Raw genomic sequence first — 21,676 nt, forward strand, 5'->3', positions numbered from 1 at the left:
ATGAAAAAGACTGCTTCCCTGCTGACTCTGCTCGCCGTTGCCGCTCCAGTGCTGGCCCAGACGGGCGACGCCAACAAACGCCTGATTACCATCCAGGGCGGGCCGCGCGGTGATGTACGAAACGGCCCTCTGACCTTTACCGGCAATCCAGTGAAGGCGAAGGTCAGCACCCTCAATATTGAAGCCAATCAAGCGGTGATGGCCGCCCCCAAAGGTACGCCTCTGATTGAAGCCAAGGGCAAGCGCACCGCCGCCTTTACCGGCGACGTGAAGGTCACGCGCGGCCGCCTGACCGCCACTGGCAGCGGCCTGAATTACGACGAGGCCACTGGCCAGGGCGTCCTGGACGGCAACGCCAGCGCCACCTTCGTGCCTGAAAAGAAGGAAGACGGCGACACCGTGACCATCAAGGCGCCCAAGATGAGCCTGGACGTGGACAACAACGTCTCGACCAGCACGGGCGGTGTGACGCTCTCCACCGGCACCCAGAGCGGCAAGGCCGACAAACTGGTCTTTGATGAGGACCGCGAACTGGCGCAGCTGACCGGCACCCCCAGCCTGACCCGCGCCGCCAAGGGCAGCCAGAAGGAACTGGTGATCACGGGCCAGGAAGTGCGCGCCCTGACCAAAACCAAGACGCTGTACGTGCGCGGCGGCGTGAAGCTGGTGCAGGGCACCACCACGACCACGGGCGACGCCGTGTACTACGACGACAAGAAGAATGTCGCCTACGTGGTGGGCAACGCGGTCAGCGTCGACAGCAAGAGCAAGGTCACCGTCAAGGCCCCAGCCAGCGGCTACCTGGAACAGCGCACCGATCTGGCCCGCGTGCGCGCGCTGAACTCGGCGTACAAGATTCCCACTGAACAGTTTGAGCTGAGCAAGAAGTAAACTGCCGTGATGACAGGGCAGCGTTGGACAGGGGCCGCCGGGCGCGTGACGGTGGCCCTGCTGCTGGGGCTGGGCGGCGTGGTGTGGGGGCAGACGCAGCCGGTGCCTTCTGCCCCGGCCCGAACCACGACTCCCCAGGTGCCCCCGGAAGACCTGGCACCAGCGCCGGAGCAGGCGGGCGCCGAGCAGTCCAGCCTGGAACTGGTGCGCCGCAGCGAAAAAGACGGCAAGAGCCGCCGCATTCTGATTGTCAAAACCGGCACCCAGGATGACAGCGGCGTCTTCGTGCTGTGCCAGCCCACCGAGGACGACCCTGAAGACGCTCCTACCCTGGCGGTGTTTAGCGAAACCGGCACGGGCGGCGTGCGCCTGACCATTGACAAGAACGTCATCACCGTCCCGCTGGCGGTAGTCACGCAGTTGCCCCCCAAAGACGGCCAGGAGGGCAGTGACGGCCGGGTCGAGGCCAGCGCTGGCACCGCCCGCTTTCTGGACGAGCCGCCGCCTGGCAAGACGGATCGTCTGAGCCGCTGTGCCGTCGAGGCCACGCCCAAACCGGCCGCCGACACGGTGCTGGTTACGCAGGGCCGCACGGAACTCAGAGGCCAGAAGCTGGTCTATGACAGCGCCGACGGCATCGCCCGCATTGACGGCCCCATCACCTTCAAGCGCAGCAGTGACAAAGACGCCCTCAGCGGCACCAGCCAGCGCATTGAGGTCAGCGTGGACGATGAAAAGACCACGCTGGTCGGCAACGTGGTCCTGAATTCCGAGGGGGGCCGGGTCAGCAAGGCCGCGCGGGTGGAATACGACGACGCGAGCAATATTGCCCGTCTGTACGGCACCCCTGAACAGCCTGCCCAGAGCGTGAAGGGCGGCGACACCCTGAGCGCCGGCACCATCCTGTACGACCTGGACCGCAACGAGGTGCGAGCGGTCAAGCCCGAAGGCGGCACGATTACCGGGGAGTTCATCGAAGGCGAGGCAGCGGGGACACCATCTGCCGTACCTCCACCTGCTACCCCACCTAACCCTTGACAAGAGATACCCGAGAAGTGGCCCTGTCCTGAACGGTGCCACTTGTTTTCATTTGGGCTTTTCAATTCGGCCGCCTTGCTGCCCCACTCTACCGCTCACAGCGGCTGCCAGCTTCATTGAGAGGTCGAAACATCCTCCTCAACCATTCTGGGTTTTGCTGTCAGAACCAGGCCATCCCTTACCGGCGCTCGGCCCTCACCGTCAGCACCGGCACCGGGCTTCGGGCCACGATTTTCTCGGCGGTGCTGCCCAGGAAGAAATGTTCCAGGGCGCCCTGGGCGTGGGTGCCCACCACGATCAGGTCTGCCCCCCAGCGGGCTGCCGCATCCAGCAGGCCCGTCACCGGGTCGCCCACCAGCAGCTCAACCTCCTCACCGCCCTGCATCAGGCTCTGGAGGCGCCCCGCGTCGGCATGTTCCAGGGTATTCAGGAGGGCCGGGTCTGGCAGGGCGGGGGTCACGCCACCCATTAGGTCGGGGGTCGCCGTCACGCGGGCGTCGGTAACGTGCGCCAGGCACAGCTGCGCGCCGGCAAATCGGATGCGGGCCAGGGTGAGGGCCGCCTGCGAGGATGCCGAGAAATCCACACCCACCAGAATCCGGGCGAAGCCACCAGAAGCAGAGGGGTCAGCAAGCTGGGTCATGCCCTGACCGTACACCGCGCCACGGTCAGGGCCGCTGGAGGGTAAAGGGCCGGTAAAGCGGCTGGTCTGTGGTGGCCCCCTAGACTGCCGTATGAACCTCCAGAGTTTTGGGGCGGCGCAGACGGTGACCGGCAGCATGCACCTGCTGACGCTGGGCGGGCGTCAGCTGCTCGTGGACTGCGGGCTGTTTCAGGGCGGCGACGACTTAGAGGCCCGCAACCGCGAGGCCTTTTCCTTCGAGCCGGCCGGGCTGGACGCCGTCCTCCTGACCCACGCGCACCTGGATCATGTGGGGCGGCTGCCGCTGCTGGTCAAACGGGGTTTTCGCGGCGCGGTGTACTGCACGGCCCCCACGGCCGCGCTGGCCGAAACGGTCTTGCTGGACAGCGCACGCCTTCAGGTGGAGGGCTACCGCCACGACCTGCGCCGCGCCCGGAGGCAGGGGGTGCCCGACGAGCAGGTGCCCCCGCCGCTGTACGAAGAGGAGGACGTTCACCGCGCTCTGGCCCTGCTGCGCCCGGTGCTGACCTTCGGCGAGACCACGGTGGTCGCGGGTGTGCGCGTGACCCCGCAGCGCGCCGGGCACATTCTGGGCAGCGCCTATCTGGTGCTGGACACCCCGGACGGCCGCCTCATCATGAGCGGCGACCTGGGCAACCGCGAGAGTGGGCTGCAACTGGACTTCACGCCGCCGCCGCCGGCCGACGCCATCGTGCTGGAATCCACCTATGCCAACCGCACCCACCGCGCCTGGCCAGACACTCTGGCCGAATTCAGCGCGGCGCTGCGGGCCAGCGTACGCCAGGGCGGGAAAATCCTGATTCCCAGCTTCGCCATTGAGCGCACCCAGACCATCCTTCATACCCTGAAAGAACTGATGGACAGCGGGGAGGTGCCGCGCCTGCCCGTCTTTCTGGATTCCCCGATGGCAGCGCGCGCCACCCACGAGTATTTCGAGTTCGGGGATGAGCTAGTGCCGCCGGTCAGAGACGCCCTGCAAGCGGGCGAGGACCCCTTCCGGCCAGGCACGCTGCATGTGGTCAACACCAGCGCCGAGTCCCAGCGCATCAACCGCTACGACGGCCCGGCCATCATTCTGGCGGGCAACGGCATGATGACCGGTGGGCGCATCCAGCACCACCTCAAGCACCACCTCTGGAAGCCGGGCACCAGCCTGATTATCGTCTCGTACCAGTCGCCCAGCAGCCTGGGCGGGCGCATTGTGGGCGGCGCCGACACGGTGCGCATTCTGGGTGAGGAGGTGGCGGTGCGCGCGCAGGTGCACACCATCGGGGGCTTTTCCGCCCACGCCGATCAGGACGATCTGCTGGCCTTTCTGGAGGCGGCCGGGCAGCCGCACGTCTGGCTCGTGCACGGCGAGAACGAGGTCATGGCCGAATTTCTGCCGGTGCTGGCCGCGCGGGGCCTGAAGGGCGACATCGTGCCGGACCGACAGGCGGTGGACCTCAGGGGCGCCGGCTTTCCCAACGGCACACCTCCGGGGTTTCACATCGAGACCCGTGACCGCGCGGCCCAGACCGCTGGGGGCGAGTAAGACGGGTTTCGGATTAGTCCGTAATACCTTTTAGGCTCAACTCGACTGGAAAGCCGAACAAAGTTGCGGAACGAGGGAAGCCATCCTGGCACCTGGAGGAGCGTCCGGTCCTCGGCTGTTCCCGAGCTGGACGGCCGCCGCAACACCTCCACACGCCCTCATGCCCAGCCGCTACTCTAGAGGTCCATGAAACGCGCGTTGCCCCTGGCTTCCCTGTTCCTGTTTGCCCTGACAGCTTGCGGCTCTAAAGCCGTTGATGGCGTGCAGACCTTCAAGTACGACGGCGGCGACCACCGCACCGGCTCGCTGCTGTACGCCGAAAACCCGCCGGCTGGCGGCGCCCACAACGCCAGCTGGCAGAACTGCGGCGTCTATGACCGGCCGCTGTACAATGAGTACGCCGTGCACAGCATGGAACACGGGGCGGTGTGGATCACCTACCGCCCGGACCTCGACAAAGCGCAGGTGGACCAGCTGAAAGGGCTGGTGGAAGGCCGGCCCTATACGCTGCTCAGTCCCTACGAAGGTCTGGACAAGCCCGTCACGGCCAGCGCCTGGGGCGCCCAGATTAAGGTCGACAGCGCAGGCGACGAACGCCTCAAGGCGTTCCTGGACAAGTACGAGCAAGGTGCCACTGCCCCCGAGCGCGGCGCCTCGTGCAGCGGCGCCTATAGCGAAACGCGCTGAGCACGAAGGATAGAAAGAGCCCCCGGCCAATTACCGGGGGCTTTGTTCTTGTAGGTCTCTCAGGCGCCGGGCTGGGTCACGCCTTTGCTCATGGGGACGGGCATGTTCGGCTCGCTGGCCTCGGGCTTGGGCAGCAGCAGCAGGTCCAGCACCTGGCCTACGCGCTCCAGGGTGTGAATGCGCAGGTCGCCGCGAATACTGTCGGGCACGTCCTGCAGATGCGGCTCATTGTCCTTGGGAATGATGACCTCGCGGATGCCGCCCTGGTGGGCCGCCAGCAGCTTCTCCTTGACGCCGCCGATAGGCAGCACCCGGCCGCGCAGGCTGATCTCGCCAGTCATGGCCACGTCCAGGCGCACTGGGCGCCCAGTAATGGCACTGATGACGGCTGTGGCAATCGTGATGCCGGCGCTGGGGCCATCCTTGGGCGTGGCGCCGTCAGGGAAGTGCACATGCAGGTCCAGAGTCTTGTGGAAATCAGGGTCCGCGCCGTATTCCGCCGCATGGGCCCGCAGGTAAGCGATAGCCGCCGCCACACTTTCCTTCATCACGTCGCCCAATGAACCGGTCATGACGATCTTGCCGGTGCCAGGGGTCGCCAGGGCTTCGACCAGCAGCATGGTGCCGCCCACGCTGGTCCAGGCCAGACCCTGCGCCACGCCCACCTGGGGCTCTTTTTCCATCTTGTCGGGGCGGTGCATGGGCACGCCCAGATAATCCGGCACCTGCGGCGCGTCAATGACCTTCACGCTGTCCCAGGCCTTTTCCAGCAGCTCGCGGGCGGCCTTGCGAGCCAGCTTGCTGACCTGGCGGTCGAGGTTACGCACGCCGCTCTCGGCGGTGTACTCCTCCACAATGCGGTTGAGGGCCGCGTCGGTGATTTCCAGCTTGCCGGTCAGGCCGTGCGACTTGACCTGCCGGGGGACGCGGTAGCGCTTGGCGATCTCCACCTTCTCGGGCTGGGTGTAGCCGGGAATCTGGATGATTTCCATGCGGTCCAGCAGGGGCCGGGGAATGGTCTGGAGGCTGTTGGCCGTCGTGATGAACATGACCTGCGACAGGTCGTAGGGGACTTCCAGGTAGTGGTCCTGGAAGGTGTGGTTCTGCTCGGGGTCCAGCACTTCCAGCATGGCGCTGCTGGGGTCGCCGCGCCAGTCGCTGCTCATCTTGTCAATTTCGTCGAGCAGGATGACCGGGTTGGTCACGCCCGCCGTCTTCATGGCCTGGATGATGCGGCCCGGCATGCTGCCGATGTAGGTGCGGCGGTGACCGCGAATCTCGGCCTCGTCACGCACGCCGCCCAGCGCCATCCGCACGAACTTGCGGTTGAGGCTGCGGGCGATGCTCTTGCCCAGGCTGGTCTTGCCCACGCCAGGAGGGCCCACCAGCACCAGAATCGGCGCGCGCAGTTCGGCGTCGTCGGTGCGCTCTTCGGCGCTGCGCTCCTGGCGCTGCTCCTCGGTTTCGCCGGGCTTGTGGGTCAGCTGACGCACGGCCAGGAATTCCAGGATGCGGTCTTTGACGTCGCCCAGCGCGTAGTGGTCAGCGTCCAAGATTTCGCGCGTGCGGCTGATGTCGAGGATTTCCTCATCGCGCTTGTTCCAGGGCACGTCCACCAGCCAGTCAATGTAGTTGCGCACGACGGTGCTTTCGGGGCTGCCGCCGGGAGTCCGCTCTAAACGCTGGAGTTCCTTGAGGGCCTTTTCCTTCACGCTGTCAGGCATGCCGGCGCCCTCAATCTTCTCGCGCAGGGCCTCGACCTCGGCGGGGCCGTCCTCGCCGCCGCCCAGTTCCTTGCCAATGGCCTTCATCTGCTCGCGCAGGTAGTACTCGCGCTGGTTGGCGTCCATCTGCTCTTTGACGCGCCCGGCGATCTTCTTGTCCATGTTGAAGCGCTCGGTGTCACGTGACAGCAGCTTCAGCACGCCTTCCAGGCGGGGGCGTAACTCCACGGCCGTCAGAATCTCCTGCTTCTCCTCGGGCGTCCAGGTGGCGTGGTGGGTCACCTGATCGGCCAGGGCGCCCACGTCGGTCAGGGCTTTCAGGCCTTCTAACTGGTAGTTGTCCAGGCGCAGGTTCTTGTTCTGGCGCTGATATTCCTCAAAGGCACTCTTGACTTCGCCGGCCAGCACCGCGACTTCGCGGCTGGGGTCGGCGGCGGTGGGCTGGGTCTCGGCGCGCACACGCATATACGCGCTGGGCACCTCGTCCAGCACGGCGGCGCGCTCCTGCGCTTCCACCAGCACCTGATAGGTGTTGTCGGGCATGCGGACCACCTGCTTGATGACCGCCAGCACGCCCATGTCGTACAGCTCGGCGCGGGTGGGGTCATCGGTGCGGGCGTCGCGTTGGGTCAGCAGCAGCACGCGCCGGTCGCTGGCCTGCGCCTCGTCCACGGCGCGCTTGCTCTTGGGGCGCCCCACGTCCACGTTCATGGTGACGCCGGGCAGGATCACAATGTTTCTCAGGGCGACGACGGGTAATTCCCAAATCATGCTTGCTCCTTGGGTCGCGCGGCGCTGGGCCGCGCGTGAATGGGTCAGTGTATCGCAGGGAAGAACAACGAAAAATACCCCCGCACGGTGTCCCCAGAGTCTAGGGACGGGCGCGGGGGAATGCTGTAAGCTCTGTTGCGTTTACGCAGACTTCTTGAGTCCCTTTGACTCAAGCAGCGTCATGGGGTCATCAATGTGATCGGCGTCAAAGCGCAGTTCGCGCAGGCCGTCCACCGGCAACTCGAACAGCAGGTCGGTCATCGCTTTTTCCAGTACGGCGCGCAGGCCACGGGCGCCCGTCTTGCGGTCACGGGCGCGGTGGGCCACCTCACGCAGCGCCTCGTCGGTAAAGCTCAGGTCCACGTCCTGAAACCCGAAGAGGGCTTGGTACTGGGTGGCAATGGCGCCTTGCGGTTCGGTCAGGATGCGTACCAGGGCGTCCTCGTCGAGGTCCTGCAACTGCACGACCAGCGGCAGGCGGCCCACAAACTCGGGAATCAGGCCGAACTTCACGAGGTCTTCGGGCAGGAAACGCAGCTCGGCCTTCTCGTCGCCCTTGTGCTCGGCGCCAAAGCCCACGGCGCGCACGTTGGTGCGGGTGCGGCCGATGTCGGCGATGCCGTCAAAGGCCCCGCCCACGATGAACAAGATGTTCTTGGTGTTGACCTGCACCAGTTCCTGCTGCGGGTGCTTGCGGCCCCCCTGCGGCGGGACCTGGGCGACGGTGCCTTCAATGATCTTCAGCAGGGCCTGCTGCACACCTTCGCCTGATACGTCACGGGTGATGGAAGTGCCTTCGGACTTGCGGGCGATCTTGTCGATTTCGTCAATGTAGATGATGCCGCGCTCAGCCGCCGCCACGTCGTATTCGGCGGCTTGCAGCAGGCGCACGATCACGTTTTCTACGTCATCGCCCACGTAGCCAGCTTCGGTGAGGGTGGTGGCGTCAGCGATGGCGAAGGGCACTTCCAGCATCTCCGCCAGGCTGGACGCCAGCAGGGTCTTGCCGGTGCCCGTCGGCCCGATGAGCAGGATGTTGCTCTTTTGCAGGTTCACATCGGGGTGGGCGAGGCGCTGGTAGTGGCTGACCACGGCGACCGCCAGGGCCTTTTTCGCCTCATCCTGCCCAATCACGAACTCGTCGAGGTACGCCTTGATCTCTTTGGGCGTGGGCAGTTCGGTCAGACTGAAGTCGCCGCCTGCTTTCTTGTTCTGCTTGACCAGCTCGTGCGCGCGGTCCGTGCACTCGTTGCAAATGAAGGCGGCGCGGCCCGGCGCCTCGATCAGCTGGGCAATCTGCGGATGCTGCCGCCCACAGAACGAGCAGCGGTCTCCCCCCGTCTTGGTCATTGCGCGCCTCCCAGTTCCCGGGTGTTTTCGATGACAGAGTCAATCAGGCCGTACTTCAGCGCTTCCTCGGGCGACATAAAGTAGTCGCGCTCCATGTCGCGCAGCAGCTTGTCGTGCGGCAGGTCGGTATGCCGGTGGTAGATACTCACCAGCTTGTCGCGCAGGTGCAGCACTTCCTTGGCCTGCACTTCCAGGTCGGGGGTGTTGCCCCGGAAACCCGCCGAGCCCTGGTGAATCATGATGCGGCTGTTGGGCAGGGCCATGCGCTTGCCCTTGTCGCCGGCCATCAGCAGCACGCTGCCCATGCTCATGGCGATGCCCACACAGATGGTGCTGACGGGCGCTTTGATGTAGCGCATGGTGTCGTAAATCGCCAGGCCCGCGTAGACTTCGCCGCCGGGGCAGTTGATATACATCTGAATTTCCTGCTCGGGGTTTTGAGAGTCCAGCAGCAGCAGCTGCGCCACAATGGTGTTGGCCATCTGGGACTCGATTGGCGTGCCCACGAAAATAATCCGGTCTTTGAGGAGGCGCGAGTAGATGTCGTACATCCGCTCGCCGCGTCCAGTCTGCTCAATGACGTAGGGAATCACGCTCATAAGGGCGATTATCGCACGGGACGGAAAACGTAAAGTGTCAAAGGTGGGGAGTGGAGGCGGGCAACAGCCAGAAGACACGCGTGTTAGGGACGCGCTGCTGGCCTTGCTGGCGGCGCAGGCGGAAGAGTTGGGATACAGCCACCATGAGGAAAGGGCGTGGGGGGGCATCTTTCGGCGCGAAGTAATGCACGGCGCTCTGTTCCTCAAATATCGTTTACAACACTTTCAGGGTAGATGGCACGCTGATGTGCAGGGCTGCATGAGATTTCTCGTTTTTCAGAGTGGAGAGGAGCGTATTCTCAGTTTTTGCAGCACACCGCACCGTCTGGAGAACACTCAGGCCCGCAGATGGCGTTTTCCCTCAGAAGCCCGCGATCCCGAACTGCGCTGGATTGCCAAAGAAATCCGGGGCAGTTACACCCGAACGTTGCTCCCTTTCCTTAAGCAGGTTTCAACTCCAATAAGCCTCCTGACATTCATGACGAACGAGTATCAGCCATACAAACTAGCTTCAGCGGACCTGCTCACTCCTTTTCGGAGCGCGGCGCTGGTGTTGGGAACTTTGCTGCGCCCCGAAGAAGCCGCTCCCGCTCTGGCCCAACTGAACGCGGCGGAACTCGTTTTCAGTGCCCGCTGGGAGGCCTACTTCGGTCCCTTGGACCCTTCCTAACCCTCTCTTCTCCGTACCACCCCCTACAGTCCCCCCACCCTCCTCTCCCCCACCCTGGGGCATGAACCTTTCTTCTTACCGCACGTTGGGCCGCTCGGGCCTGGTGGTCAGCCCATTAGCGCTGGGCACCATGACCTTTGGCACCGCCCGCTGGGGCGCGTCCGACGACGAATCTCAGGCAATTTTCAACGCTTACGTGGAAGCCGGCGGCAATTTCATTGACACCGCCAACGTGTATGCCGGAGGCCGCAGCGAAGAGTGGGTGGGGCGTTTCGTTACTCAGGGGAAGCTCCGTGACCGCCTCGTTCTGGCCACCAAGGCCGCCTTCTCCACCGAAAAGGGCAATCCACACGCCAGCGGCAACGGGCGCAAGCACCTGCACGCGGCGCTGGACGCCTCGCTGCGCCGCCTGAGCACCGACTACATCGACCTGTACTGGCTGCATATCTGGGACATGGTGACGCCCGCCGAAGAGGTGCTGCAGACCCTATGTGACTTCGTGCGCGAGGGGCGCATTCGGTACTTCGGATTTTCGAACGTGCCCGCCTGGTATGCCGCCAAGGCCGCCACGTTGGCCCAGGTGCACGGCGTCCCCGGCCCCATCGCCCTACAACTGGAGTATTCGCTAGTAGGCCGCGACCTGGAACGTGAGCATGCCCCTGCGGCGCGCGAGCTGGGGCTGGGCCTGACCCCCTGGAGTCCCCTGGCCGCCGGCTTTCTTACTGGTAAATACACCCGCGAGGACGGTTTGAAGGGCACGGCCCAGGGCGAGGGCCGCCTGGACGGCCCCAATCCGTTTGGCGACAGCAAATTCACCGAACGCAGCTGGCGCACCCTGGACGCGCTGAGGGCGGTGGCAGCCGAGGTGGACCGTCCACTGGCGCAGGTGGCGCTGGCCTGGGTGGTGGCTCAGCTGGGCGTGACTTCGACGATCATCGGGGCCAGCAGCGCGCGACAACTGACCGACAATCTGGCCTCGCTGGACGTTCGGCTGAGTGCCGAGCAGCTGAAGACCCTCGGCGAGGCAAGCGCCCCGGACACCCCCAACTTCTTCTCAGACGGTCTGCGCTCCATGATTTTTGGTGGCAGTGACGTGCAGGGCTGGACACCGTAAGCTCGCTCTGGACTGAATACTGAACAAGGCCGCCCCAGCTGTGGGCGGCCTTATTGATACGGGATTGGGAGCACCACGACCGGCGCCCCTACTGCTCAGTCCACGATCAGTGGAATCAGCACCGGGTTGCGGCCCGTCACCTTGCGGACAAAGCGCCGCACGGCCCCGTACATGTCGTCGCGCACATCTTCCAGGCGCTTCTTCTCGCGGGTGCCCTGCTCCACGGCGTCCAGGGCCACCTTGCGAATCTGGGCGTCCAGTTCACGGTTGGCGCGTACAAAGCCGCGCGAAACGATCTCGACGTGGGGGGTGGGATGCAGCACCGCCGTCATGATCAGGATGCCTTCCTGGCTCATGTTCACGCGGTCCAGCAGCACATCGTCCCCGATGTCGCCCACACCCAGGCCGTCCACATAGACGGCACCGGCCGGCACCGTGCCTGTCACCTTGAAATCCTCCTGGCTCAGGCGCACAACGTCGCCGTTCTTGGCAATTAGGGTGCGCTTGGGAGGCCGGGGCAGCGTCTGGGCCAGTTTGGCATGGTTAATCTGGTGACGGGGCTCGCCGTGCCAGGGCAGGAAGAACTTGGGCCGGGTCAGGTTCAGCACTGTGGCCAGTTCCTCCTGACTGCCGTGGCCCGAGGCATGCACCTTGTACGCCGGGGGGTAGTACACGTCCACGCCGATTTCGTACAGGCGGTTGACCACGAGGTTCACCGCTTCCTCGTTGCCGGGAATCGGGTTGCTGCTCAGAATCACACTGTCGCCCCGGCGCAGCGCAATTTTGGCGTGGTTGCCAAACGCCAGGCGGGGCAGCACGCTCATAGGCTGGCCCTGCGAGCCGGTGCAGATGTACAGCACCTGCTGGTCCTGCAGAGTGCCCACCTCGTCATTGCTCAGGAAAGGCTCGGGCAATTCCATGTAGCCCACGCTCTGGGCCACCTGGGCATATTTCAGGATGCTGCGGCCTTCGAGCACCACGCGGCGGCCCAGGCGGTGGGCAATCTGCACGATGTTTTGCATGCGGTGCACGTTGGACGCGAAGGTGGACAGGAACACGCGGCCCTTGCAGCTGGCAATCAGCTGCTCCAGGTTGCGCGCCACTTCGGCCTCGCTGACGCTGCGGCCCGGGCGCTCGGCATTGGTGGAATCCGAAATCAGCAGCAGCACGCCGTCCTTGCCCGCCTGCTCAATGCGTGCCAGGTCGCTGGGGCGCCCGTCGCTGGGTTCCTCGTCCAGCTTGAAATCCCCCGTGTGCAGCACCACCCCAGCCGGCGTGGACAGGATGTACCCGGCGTTGTCAGGAATCGAGTGGGTCATGCGCAGGAACTCGACCTGAAACTGCGTGCCGATGCGCACCTTGTCGCCCATCTGCACCTCGCGCAGGTCGGTGTCCACGTCGCGGATACCAAATTCGGACAGCTTCTCGCGCACCAGCCCCAGGGTCAGACCCGCGCCGTAAACCGGCACCTTGGGCAACCGGGGCAGGATGTACGGCAGGCCGCCAATGTGGTCCTCGTGGCCGTGGGTCAGAATCCAGCCTTTAATCAGGTCGGCGTTCTGCTGCAGGTAGTCAATGCGCGGAATGATGAGGTCAATGCCCATCTGGTGGCTGTCGGGAAAGGCCAGGCCGGCGTCCACGACCATAATCTCGTCGCCGGAGCGGTAGACGGTGATGTTCTTGCCAATCTCGCCCATGCCGCCCAGCGGAATGACTTCAAGGTGCGGGGCGGCCCCCTGGGCGGGTGTGGCCTTGTTGGGCTGGGTCATGAGGATCTCCGGTGGGCTGGATGCGGCCCCTGGGCGGGGATGCACAGCAGGTTGTGAGAGAAGGCGGGGCCACCAGGGGCAGCCGGGGTGGGGACTGAGTTGTGTCGCTCTGCGCTGGGGCCAGGGGCCGGCAGACATAGAGGCGCGGTCTCACCAACCTAGCACACCCCCGGCGGGGGACAGCCCAGCAGGCCGCCACCAGCCCCCCAAAGGCCGCGAAGTTCAGGAGCGCAAGACCCTGGCGGTCAAGAAACCATCATGAAGGCGCCCCTCATGAGGGGGTATCATCGGCCACGTGACCACGCAACGCATTCTTGTCATCGAGGACGACCTGGACATTGCCAACGTCCTACGGATGGACCTAACCGACGCCGGCTTCGAAGTTGACCACGCCGACAGCGCCATGAACGGCCTCATCAAAGCCCGCGAGGACCAGCCCACCCTCATTCTGCTGGACCTGGGCCTGCCTGACTTTGACGGCGGCGACGTGGTGCAGCGCCTGCGCAAGAACAGCGCGGTGCCGATTATCGTGCTGACCGCCCGCGACACCGTGGACGAAAAGGTGCGCCTGCTAGGCCTGGGCGCCGACGACTACCTGATTAAGCCCTTTCACCCCGACGAACTGTTGGCCCGCGTCAAGGTGCAGCTGCGCCAGCGCACCACCGAGAGCCTGACGATGGGCGACCTGACGCTGGACCCGCAAAAGCGCCTGGTGACCTACAAGGGCGACGAACTGCGCCTCTCGCCCAAGGAATTTGACATCCTGGCGCTGCTGATTCGTCAGCCAGGGCGCGTGTACTCGCGCCAGGAAATCGGCCAGGACATCTGGCAGGGGCGCCTGCCCGAGGGCAGCAACGTCGTGGACGTGCATATGGCCAACCTGCGCGCCAAGCTGCGCGACCTGGACGGCTACGGGCTGCTGCGAACCGTGCGCGGCGTCGGCTACGCCCTGCGCGGCTAAGGGCCAGGACACATGACGGACGCCCAGCCTGGTCTGGGCCGGCCAGATGGGTCGGGCACCGGGTTTGCCGGGGTGGACGCCAGCGCGCTGCTGGCCGCCCTGCCGGACCCGGTGGCGCTGCTGCACCCTGGCGGCGAGGTCACGCTGAACGCGGCGGCGCAGGAGCGCATCACGCGCGCCTCGCCGCAGGGCGACTGGCAGGCGCTGTTTCAAGCAGAGAGTGCCGATGCGGTGCGGGCGGCGGTGATGGGCGCCCTGGAAGGCCAGACCTCGCGCGTCACGGCGCGGGCCGTGGACACGGTGGCGCCGGCCCTGGTGACGGTCTCGCCGGCAGGGGGCGGCGTCCTGATTCACCTGCATGTGGCGCGCGACCCCCTGGAAGTGGCCCTGGAACTGATGGACAGCCTGCGCCTGGGCATGACGGTGCAGGCCCCCGACAGCCGCATTTTGCACGCCAACCGCGCCGCCGAGCAGATTCTGGGCCTCAGCCTGGACCAGCTGACCGGGCGCGATTCCATGGACCCCCGCTGGCAGGCCATTCATCCGGACGGCTCGGCGTTTCCCGGTGACACCCACCCGTCTGTGCAGGCGCTGCGCAGCGGCGAAGCGGTGTATCACGTCCCGATGGGCATCTTTCACCCGCCCAGCGGCGAGCAGCGCTGGCTGGACGTGACCGCCCTGCCCCGGCGCGCCCCCGGCAGCGCTCAGCCCAAGCAGGTCACGACCGTCTTTAACGACGTCACAGACCTGTACACCACCCAGAAGGCGCTGCGGGGCAGCGAGCAGCGCTTTCGCTCGCTGGTCGAGGCCACCGCCCAGATCGTGTGGACCACCCAGCCTGACGGCGCCTTTTTGCCGCCGCAGCTCGACTGGGAAGCCTTCACGGGCCAGACGCCGGAAGAGTACAGCCAGGCCGGCTGGCTGGGCGCCCTGCATCCAGAAGACCGCGCCCACGCCATTGCCGCCTGGGAAGGAGCGGTGGCGGCCCGCAGGCCCTACATCACGGCCTACCGCGTGCGCCGCGCCGACGGCGTGTATGTGGCGATGGACGCGCGCGGCGTACCTGTGCTGGACGAGCGGGGCGCCGTCAGCGAATGGGTGGGCACCAACACGGATGTTACCGAGCTGCGCGCCGCCCAGCAGGAACTGATGGACGCCAACGCCGACCTGGAGGCGCGGGTGCAGACCCGCACGGCCGAACTGGCGCAGGTCACGCGCTTCAGCACCCTGCTGCTGACAGCAGTGGGCGAGGGCATCTTTGGGCTGGACCCGCGCGGCGTGACTACCTTTGCCAATCCAGCGGCGGCCCGCATCTTTGGTCACAGCGTTGAAAGCATGATTGGCCAGAGCCAGCACGACCTTATTCACCACCACCATGAGGACGGGCGGCCCTACCCGGTTTCAGAGTGCCCCATTCACCAGACGCTGCGCGACGGCCAGACCCGCCGCATCGAGCGCGACGTGATGTGGCACGCCTCGGGCCGGGCGGTGCCGGTGGCCTACGTCGTGACGTCCACGCAGGACGCTTCCGGGCAGGTGGGCGGCGCGGTGGTGATGGTGCAGGACATCACTGAGCGTGAGCAGGCGAGGCAGCAGCTGCACGAGATGATTGAGAATCTGGAGCGCAGCAACCAGGACCTCGAACAGTTTGCCTATGTGGCTTCTCATGACCTGCAAGAACCGCTGCGGACCATCGGCAGCTACACCGAGCTGCTCGCCCGGCGCTACAGCGGCCAGCTGGACGAGCGGGCCGGGCAGTACCTGACCTACACACAGGGCGCCGTCGAGCGGATGCGCAGCCTTATTCAGGACCTGCTGGCCTTCGCCCGCACCGGCCGGCAAGACACTCCCCTGACGCCGCTGGCGCTGAATGACCTGATGGCGGCGGCGGCCAGTAACGTTCAGGGGACCTTGCAGGGGGGCGGCACCCTGACCTGGCACACGCCTCATTCGGTGCTGGGCCAGGCCTCGCTGCTGACCCAACTGCTAACCAATCTGGTGAGCAACGGCCTGAAGTTCTGCGCGCCGGGCCAGCCGCCACAGGTGCGCGTAACCTCGCGCCTGGAGGGGGCCTTTGTGCATCTGAGCGTGCAGGACAACGGCATTGGCATTGCGCCGGAATACCACACCCGCGTGTTTGACATCTTTCAGCGGCTGCATCACCGGGACTCCTTTGCCGGCAACGGCATGGGGCTGGCCATCTGCCGTAAGATTGCCGAACACCACGGCGGCCAGATCTGGGTCGAGTCCAGCCCAGGGCAGGGCAGCACGTTTCAGGTGAGCCTGCCGGCGGTGCCGACCCCATGACCGCGCCTTCTACACCCATTGAAATCCTGCTGGTCGAGGACAACGAACCCGATGTCCTGCTGACCCTGGAAGCCTTCGAGGAATCCCGCGTGCCCAACCGCATGCACGTGGCCCGCGACGGTGTGGACGCCCTGCGCTTTCTGCGCCGCGAGGGCGAACATGCCGGTTCGCCGCGCCCCGACGTGATTCTGATGGACATCAACATGCCGCGCAAAACGGGGCTGGAGGTGCTGGAGGAACTCAAGGCCGACCCCCTGCTGCGCAGCATTCCTGTCGTGATGCTGACCACCAGCCAGGCCGACGACGACGTGCGGTCCTGCTACGAGCGTCACGCCAGTGGGTACGTGGTCAAGCCGGTGGGCTTCGAGAACTTTCTGGGCGCCATGCGAGCTTTTGAAGCCTTCTGGCTGACGTTTGTGCGCTTCCCCCCTCGGGCCTGACTGTCAGCACAGAGAGGCGCTCAGGACTTGGGGGCGTCTCTGCGTCTGGGCAGCAGGAGGAAGGAACAGGGGGTGCTTGCTCACTCCCAAGGCTGCAGAAAACAGGTGAAAAGGAGGTAGCCACAGCACGAACAGCCGTGGCCACCTCCTTTTCACTCAATCCGCACTCTTCAGCACGCGGTGCCTGAACCCTAGCCTCCGCGCTTGACGGTGCAGTCGCCGCCGGTCAGTTTGGTGCCGGTGCCGCTGAGCTTGGCGAACACGGCGTCCAGGTCGGCCATTGAGCCAGTAACACTGATGCCAGGGTATTCCCGGACGCCGCCGATATAGGGCTGGCGCACGATACATACCACCAGCCGCTTGGCGTCGCGGGTGTCCCAGACCTGAAAGTGCCGGTTACTCTCGGTGTAGCCAATGTAGGCCCGCGCATCTTCATAGCTCCATTCGCGCTCAGTGCGGTCATAGTCCGGGGCAGCGGGCACCACGACTTCGCCCTCCACCTTTTCATTGAACTGGTCGCGGCCCGTGATGGTCCAGCGTTCACCCTCAACCAAGGGGCCTTTCAGGACGTCTGCCGTGGTGGCAGCGGGCGCGCAGGCAGCGAGAAACAGGGCAGGCAGCAGAAGCAAGGAACGCATACAGCTGCCCACCCTAGCGCAGCCGTGAGGCCTGCGTAAGAAAGTTTGTGGCCTACAGCTCCAAATTCAGTGGCGTGCGGCTCTGGGCTGGAATGGCCGTGAGCAGCACCTCATATTTCCCGGTCACGAACACCTTGAACCCGTGTTTCTGGAGGCCACGCCGGGCATTCGTGACATCAGCGGCCAGCAGGCTCAGGTCTGGGCGGGCAAAGTTGCGCAGGCGCGCGCCGTAACTCAGGGTGCCGTCGCGGTAGCGGGCGTTCGGGTAACCCAAGATCAGACCGCCGCTGGAGCTCAGGTGATGCCGGCGCAGCGCCGAGAGCAGCACGTCCTGGGTGACGCCGGGGCTTTGCAGCAGGCTCAGGGCCAGGACGAGGTCAAAGCGGCCCAGGTCAGGGGGCAACACGTTGACATCCTGCTGCAGGAAAGTGGCGGCTGGAAACCTGGCCTGCGCAGCCCGCAGCGCCCCGGAGTCAAGGTCTACCCCCGTCACTTGCAACGCCTGGCCCGGAAAGGCCAGGGCCAGGGCGTCCAGCTCATGGCCAGCATTCACCCCCAGCGCCAGCACCCGGCCGCTGGGCGGCGGATTAACCCGCCGCAGCGCCTCGATGAAGGTGGCCAGAAACACGGGGTCCTCCAGCTTGTTCACGCGGCCCCAGCCCCCGGCTGGGCTGTAGCCGGCCGCATCCGGGTCAGGCACGGCGCCCCAGGTACGCAGCCGCACGGTGACGCGGCCTGCCTCGGCCCGTTCGGGGGTCAGCAGATGGGCGCCGAGCAGGTCGGCCAGGTCGGTCCAGGTGGCCCAGGGACGGTGGCATCCGGCGGGCGTGGGCTCACCCGCGTGGAGACCCAGCCCCAGGTCGGGGTCGGGCACGGTGAACGCCACCTCGCCCTGAAGCCGCAGGGCGCCGCGCACGGCAGGCAGAATGACGCTCATGGGTTCGGTGGTAAAGAAGAGGGGGAGAGCAGACAAAGCCCCGTCAGGATAGACGGGGCCGGAACCGAAGGAGAAGCGGGCTTTAGCCTTGCAGGGCGGCGGCCAGCTGGCGCAGGCCGCTCTGGTCAGCTTCGGGGGCGTCTGGGGCGAGGCTCTCGGTGGCGGCACCCAGGTCGGGCAGCAGGGCGGCGGCGCCTTCGAGGTCACCGCTTTCCAGGGCCGACTTGAGGCTGGCCAGGTGCTCCACGACCGTCTCGGCGCCGGGCACGCCGTCCAGCGTCTGGTGCCAGCTCGTCACGTTGTCAATCGCGGCGCTGGCGGGCACGTCCTGAAGGCCACCCGAAAGGGCGTCAATGGTCTGCTGTAACTGCTGGTTCATGCTTGACCTCCTGCGTCTGGGAATTTCCTGCCTGCACAGCACACCACGGCAAGAGGCGGCGAAGTGTAGGCCCGCACGCTTCATGAAGTGCAGGAATTCCGCGTGCTGGCCGACTTTTTGCAAGCGTGCTTACGGTCTTTTTCTGGTGCACACGCTGAGCTGACCCGGTGACCAGCCTGTGGCCTGCCCGTGGAGCCGACCTCGAAGCTCGCCTGACGCGCGTGTTCCTGCGTGCCGCTGACCCCAGTCCGGCGCAGGCCCGCTTGAAACTGCGCTTCGTGCATACGGCGCCCGACGCCTGCGTGCTGGTGGACGGCCGCAGTGACGAAGTGGCCCTGAGCAGCGGTAACGCCGCCCGGCAGGGAGACGCCGACCTGACTTTTCACCTGCGGGGGCCAGAGGCCCACACCTTCTGGCGCGGCGAATTAAACCCGGTGGCCGCCATGACGGCAGGCGTGCTGCGAATTGAAGGCCCGCTGCTGCGTGCCCTGGCGCTGGCCCCCGGCCTGAAACTGGTCCAGGCGGCGTACCGGGAGGAAACGGCCTGATCGCACCCAAGACCTAGACTCCACAGATGGATATACGGCAGCTGGAGCGGCAGCGACTTCGGGCGATCCTGCACGCCGAGCAGGCCACCCTGGAGGCGCTTCATCATCCTGACTTTCAGTTGTGCACGCCCAGCGGCGCCATCTGGACCAGAGCCTTTTATCTCTCGGGCCTGCTGGACGGCTCTCTTCAGTACCACCGCTTTGAACCCGTGACGCCCCTGGAGGTGCGGCAGGTGCCTGGACTGGGCGCCGTCCGGTACCGCTCGGTGATTGACGTGTCCTTCCAGGGTGGCCCGAACAACCATCTGGAATGCTGGCATCTGGATATTTACACGCAGGCCCAGGACAGTGCGTGGCGCTGCCTCTGGTCACAGGCCACCGATACGATTCGAGACTGAGTGCGTCGCCCAGACTCCCCAAGTCGAGACAGCGGCCCGCTCTAGCCTGAAGGAGGATGGTCACCCCACATCTGCGCCATGCACTCCTCCTGCGCGATGGACGCCAACCCGACCGTAGTCGCGTCTGATGCGGATGCCGCTTCATTACGTCACAGCCGGAAGGGTACCGCCTGCGCCTCCATATATTCGTACCTTCCCCCTCTCGCTCCGCTCGGATTTCATCGAAATTCCTATGAGGGCAGACTCGGAAAGCGGCACTGCCCTTCAATCAGGCGAACAAGGTTCAGCCGTGTTCTTTTGACAGCGGCTGCCCGTTCCATTGAGGGGCCGAGAACGCCCCTCAACTCCACTTTCGCCGCCGTCTCTTCCGGAGACTCACTGTGTTCGCCTCAGCGTAGTTGAGGACCATCACCCTCAACCACCCTGAGTTCCGCTATGAGAGCGAGTGATCCAGACGGCAGGCCAGAGCATCAGCCCCGCCTGACCTCAATACCCCCGGTGCTTGACCACTGCGCCTTGCCCTTCCAGCCACTGCGTCACCGTGCCCACGGCGGCTTTCACGCCCGGCGTGATAATCGGGCCGCCGAACTTGGCCAGACGCACCAGATGGGTGCCGTCCTCCCGCGCCGTGATGCCCACCAGCACTTCCTGGGTCAGCTCGCCTTCGACGACATGCGCCAGCGCCACCCAGCCGTCACGCCGCAGCGCCTGATACAGCTCAAGCAGCACCACGGTCCAGCCTGCGTCCTGGGGATCACGGCCAGGGGGGCGGCGGTCCGTGACCTTGTCAAAAGCGGCGGGGTGAAAGTCGGCGGGCAGGGTCAACACAGCGTGGGGCACAGCGGTCTCCGGGGCAGAGAGAGGGTCGGCAGGATAGGGCGCGGTCTGGCCGTGGGAGATCGGCGCGTGGGCGGTGGGCACAAAGCGGGCGTGGTTGACCCCCAGGCCCAGGTCGCGCCACTTGAGGGCGTACTTGGTTTCCAGGGCGGCGGCGGGCGGCTCGCCCTGTTCCACGCGCATGACGCCGCTTGAATTTGCCTCGGCGCAGGCAAAGGCGAAATACTCGTCGTGGTCGGTGGTCAGCAAAATGGCGCCGCCGGGTTTCAAGCGGCTGGCGGCCAGCCGAAAAAACGGCGCCTGCAGCAGGCGGTGGTCGGTATGTCCGGCCTTGGGCCAGGGGTCGGGAAAGTTGACCACCATCAGGTCCAGGCCGGCGTGGGGAATCACCTCGCGCACCAGCACGTCGGCAGGCAGTTTAGTCAGGTGGGCGTTGTGCAGGCCAGCGTCTTTGAGGCGGCGCGCCGCCTTGAGCAGCGACACGCCCGAGAGTTCCACGCCCAGGTAATTGGGCGCCTCGGGAAAGGTGCAGGCAAAGTGCGGCCAGAAGCGGCCGTCGCCAAAGCCCACCTCCAGCACCCAGGGGCGACCGGGCGTATCCGGATACAGGCGCGCCGGGTCGTCGGGAAACTGGAAATCACCCAGGCGAAGAATCATGCGCCCGCCTCGGTCACCAGGTCGGCAGCCAGACGGGCCGCGTCATTCAGCACGCTGGCGTAGGTATGGTCGCCGGGCACGCACTGGCCCAGCATCCGCACCCGGTCCAGGCGGCCCACACGAAACCCGTCCAGCTCGCCCGGCGCGGGGGTCAGAAAGCGCACGTCATAGGGGGGTTCCACGCCCTCACCCTCGGCGCGGCGCTCGGCGCCCACCAGCCAGACGCCGCTGCGCGCCAGGTCATCGGCCAGAAAGTCGTAGGCGACCTCCGAGAGCCGCCCGGCCTCTTCCATCGTGTCGCCCACCAGCAGGCGGCCCTTCAGAAAGGCGCCCACCGCCAGCACACACAGGCGCGCGCGCAGGGACGGGCCTTCCCAGGTGGACAGGGTCACGGTCGCCTCGTCTTCATCCAGCGCCGTCACGGTGCTTTGCAGCAGGTGAATACCGGCGGTTTCTTCGATGCGCGCCTTGACATGGCGGTGAAAGGTCCAGCCGTCAGTGTCGGGGGCCAGGGCCAGGCGCACCTCTTCAAACAGGCTGCCGGGCGCGAATACGGCGCCGGCGGTGGTGGGCTGGTACAGATTGCCCAGGTGGTCCAGGGCCTGCGACACCAGCAGCACGTCCTGCCCCGCGCGGGCCAGCCGCCACGCCAGTTCGGTGCCGGCCAGGCCCGCGCCCACGACGGCCACGTCGTACAGGTGCCCAGGTTGCGGGCGGCTTCGGGGAGAGGCGGGGCCAAACATAGGGCGCAGTCTAGGGTCAG

General features: G+C 65.8%; 21 protein-coding genes. 11 read left to right on the forward strand and 10 right to left on the reverse strand.

Annotation, left to right across the window (positions count from 1 at the left end):
• Positions 1 to 891 (forward strand): LptA/OstA family protein, encoded by an 891-nt coding sequence (locus K7W42_RS04055; protein WP_224572505.1) that lies wholly within the window; start codon positions 1 to 3, stop codon positions 889 to 891.
• 9 nt (positions 892 to 900) lie between these two features.
• Positions 901 to 1,929 carry an LptA/OstA family protein gene (locus K7W42_RS04060; RefSeq protein ID WP_224572508.1) on the forward strand — a complete coding sequence of 343 codons (1,029 nt, stop codon included), beginning with the start codon at positions 901 to 903 and terminating at the stop codon, positions 1,927 to 1,929.
• A 178-nt stretch (positions 1,930 to 2,107) separates the two neighbouring features.
• Here the strand turns inward: K7W42_RS04060 and K7W42_RS04065 are convergent, their stop codons facing one another.
• Positions 2,108 to 2,572: a universal stress protein gene (locus tag K7W42_RS04065; RefSeq protein WP_224572510.1), complete on the reverse strand. Its 465-nt coding sequence runs from the start codon at positions 2,570 to 2,572 to the stop codon at positions 2,108 to 2,110.
• Positions 2,573 to 2,663: 91 nt separating this feature from the next.
• Between K7W42_RS04065 and K7W42_RS04070 the strand changes: the two genes are divergently transcribed.
• The gene (locus K7W42_RS04070) at positions 2,664 to 4,127 is read left to right on the forward strand and encodes an MBL fold metallo-hydrolase (protein ID WP_224572512.1); all 1,464 of its coding nucleotides are present in this window, start codon (positions 2,664 to 2,666) and stop codon (positions 4,125 to 4,127) included.
• Positions 4,128 to 4,313: 186 nt separating this feature from the next.
• Positions 4,314 to 4,814: a thioredoxin-like domain-containing protein gene (locus tag K7W42_RS04075; RefSeq protein ID WP_224572514.1), complete on the forward strand. Its 501-nt coding sequence runs from the start codon at positions 4,314 to 4,316 to the stop codon at positions 4,812 to 4,814.
• Positions 4,815 to 4,873: 59 nt separating this feature from the next.
• Here the strand turns inward: K7W42_RS04075 and lon are convergent, their stop codons facing one another.
• From lon to clpP, 3 genes are all read right to left on the reverse strand, one after another.
• Positions 4,874 to 7,309: an endopeptidase La gene (gene lon, locus K7W42_RS04080; RefSeq protein ID WP_224572516.1), complete on the reverse strand. Its 2,436-nt coding sequence runs from the start codon at positions 7,307 to 7,309 to the stop codon at positions 4,874 to 4,876.
• Between the two features lie 141 nt (positions 7,310 to 7,450).
• The gene (gene clpX, locus K7W42_RS04085; RefSeq protein WP_157457978.1) at positions 7,451 to 8,659 is read right to left on the reverse strand and encodes an ATP-dependent Clp protease ATP-binding subunit ClpX; all 1,209 of its coding nucleotides are present in this window, start codon (positions 8,657 to 8,659) and stop codon (positions 7,451 to 7,453) included.
• The gene (clpP, locus tag K7W42_RS04090) at positions 8,656 to 9,267 is read right to left on the reverse strand and encodes an ATP-dependent Clp protease proteolytic subunit (protein WP_439648697.1); all 612 of its coding nucleotides are present in this window, start codon (positions 9,265 to 9,267) and stop codon (positions 8,656 to 8,658) included. Before clpP ends, clpX begins: the two co-directional genes overlap by 4 nt.
• Positions 9,268 to 9,361: 94 nt before the next feature.
• Between clpP and K7W42_RS04095 the strand changes: the two genes are divergently transcribed.
• Positions 9,362 to 9,928 carry a hypothetical protein gene (locus tag K7W42_RS04095; protein ID WP_224572518.1) on the forward strand — a complete coding sequence of 189 codons (567 nt, stop codon included), beginning with the start codon at positions 9,362 to 9,364 and terminating at the stop codon, positions 9,926 to 9,928.
• Between the two features lie 61 nt (positions 9,929 to 9,989).
• Complete coding sequence (locus tag K7W42_RS04100; RefSeq protein WP_224572520.1) at positions 9,990 to 11,042, forward strand: aldo/keto reductase; 1,053 nt, start codon at positions 9,990 to 9,992, stop codon at positions 11,040 to 11,042.
• A gap of 95 nt (positions 11,043 to 11,137) precedes the next feature.
• Here K7W42_RS04100 and K7W42_RS04105 read toward each other — a convergent pair whose 3' ends face one another.
• Positions 11,138 to 12,811, reverse strand: coding sequence for a ribonuclease J (locus K7W42_RS04105; protein WP_224572522.1), 1,674 nt, complete (start codon positions 12,809 to 12,811; stop codon positions 11,138 to 11,140).
• 295 nt (positions 12,812 to 13,106) lie between these two features.
• Here K7W42_RS04105 and K7W42_RS04110 point away from each other — a divergent pair, with 295 nt between their 5' ends.
• Genes K7W42_RS04110 through K7W42_RS04120 form a run of 3 tightly spaced genes read left to right on the forward strand, consistent with a single transcriptional unit; the run spans position 13,107 to position 16,519 of the window.
• Positions 13,107 to 13,772, forward strand: a complete 666-nt coding sequence (locus tag K7W42_RS04110) for a response regulator transcription factor (RefSeq protein ID WP_224572524.1) — start codon at positions 13,107 to 13,109, stop codon at positions 13,770 to 13,772.
• A 12-nt stretch (positions 13,773 to 13,784) separates the two neighbouring features.
• The gene (locus tag K7W42_RS04115; RefSeq protein WP_224572526.1) at positions 13,785 to 16,079 is read left to right on the forward strand and encodes a PAS domain-containing sensor histidine kinase; all 2,295 of its coding nucleotides are present in this window, start codon (positions 13,785 to 13,787) and stop codon (positions 16,077 to 16,079) included.
• Complete coding sequence (locus K7W42_RS04120) at positions 16,076 to 16,519, forward strand: response regulator (protein ID WP_157457984.1); 444 nt, start codon at positions 16,076 to 16,078, stop codon at positions 16,517 to 16,519. Before K7W42_RS04115 ends, K7W42_RS04120 begins: the two co-directional genes overlap by 4 nt.
• 191 nt (positions 16,520 to 16,710) lie before the next feature.
• Here the strand turns inward: K7W42_RS04120 and K7W42_RS04125 are convergent, their stop codons facing one another.
• The 3 genes from K7W42_RS04125 to K7W42_RS04135 all read right to left on the reverse strand — a co-directional run bounded on the left by K7W42_RS04125 (position 16,711) and on the right by K7W42_RS04135 (position 18,473).
• On the reverse strand, positions 16,711 to 17,157 hold the full coding sequence (locus K7W42_RS04125) for a hypothetical protein (RefSeq protein WP_224572528.1): 447 nt from the start codon (positions 17,155 to 17,157) through the stop codon (positions 16,711 to 16,713).
• 52 nt (positions 17,158 to 17,209) lie between these two features.
• Positions 17,210 to 18,094 carry a class I SAM-dependent methyltransferase gene (locus K7W42_RS04130; protein ID WP_224572649.1) on the reverse strand — a complete coding sequence of 295 codons (885 nt, stop codon included), beginning with the start codon at positions 18,092 to 18,094 and terminating at the stop codon, positions 17,210 to 17,212.
• Positions 18,095 to 18,176: 82 nt separating this feature from the next.
• Positions 18,177 to 18,473, reverse strand: a complete 297-nt coding sequence (locus K7W42_RS04135; RefSeq protein ID WP_157457986.1) for a hypothetical protein — start codon at positions 18,471 to 18,473, stop codon at positions 18,177 to 18,179.
• A gap of 167 nt (positions 18,474 to 18,640) precedes the next feature.
• Between K7W42_RS04135 and K7W42_RS04140 the strand changes: the two genes are divergently transcribed.
• Together K7W42_RS04140 and K7W42_RS04145 are read left to right on the forward strand one after the other, a co-directional pair.
• Positions 18,641 to 19,021: a hypothetical protein gene (locus K7W42_RS04140; RefSeq protein WP_224572530.1), complete on the forward strand. Its 381-nt coding sequence runs from the start codon at positions 18,641 to 18,643 to the stop codon at positions 19,019 to 19,021.
• Between the two features lie 26 nt (positions 19,022 to 19,047).
• Positions 19,048 to 19,419: a nuclear transport factor 2 family protein gene (locus K7W42_RS04145; RefSeq protein ID WP_224572532.1), complete on the forward strand. Its 372-nt coding sequence runs from the start codon at positions 19,048 to 19,050 to the stop codon at positions 19,417 to 19,419.
• Between the two features lie 486 nt (positions 19,420 to 19,905).
• On the opposite strand, the gene trmB is transcribed toward K7W42_RS04145, so the two are convergent.
• Both trmB and K7W42_RS04155 read right to left on the reverse strand, forming a co-directional pair.
• Positions 19,906 to 20,913, reverse strand: coding sequence for a tRNA (guanine(46)-N(7))-methyltransferase TrmB (trmB, locus tag K7W42_RS04150; RefSeq protein ID WP_224572534.1), 1,008 nt, complete (start codon positions 20,911 to 20,913; stop codon positions 19,906 to 19,908).
• The gene (locus K7W42_RS04155; RefSeq protein WP_224572537.1) at positions 20,910 to 21,656 is read right to left on the reverse strand and encodes an FAD-dependent oxidoreductase; all 747 of its coding nucleotides are present in this window, start codon (positions 21,654 to 21,656) and stop codon (positions 20,910 to 20,912) included. Before K7W42_RS04155 ends, trmB begins: the two co-directional genes overlap by 4 nt.
• Positions 21,657 to 21,676: the final 20 nt, after the last annotated feature.

This window comes from Deinococcus betulae, from assembly GCF_020166395.1.
GTDB classification, from domain to species: domain Bacteria; phylum Deinococcota; class Deinococci; order Deinococcales; family Deinococcaceae; genus Deinococcus; species Deinococcus betulae.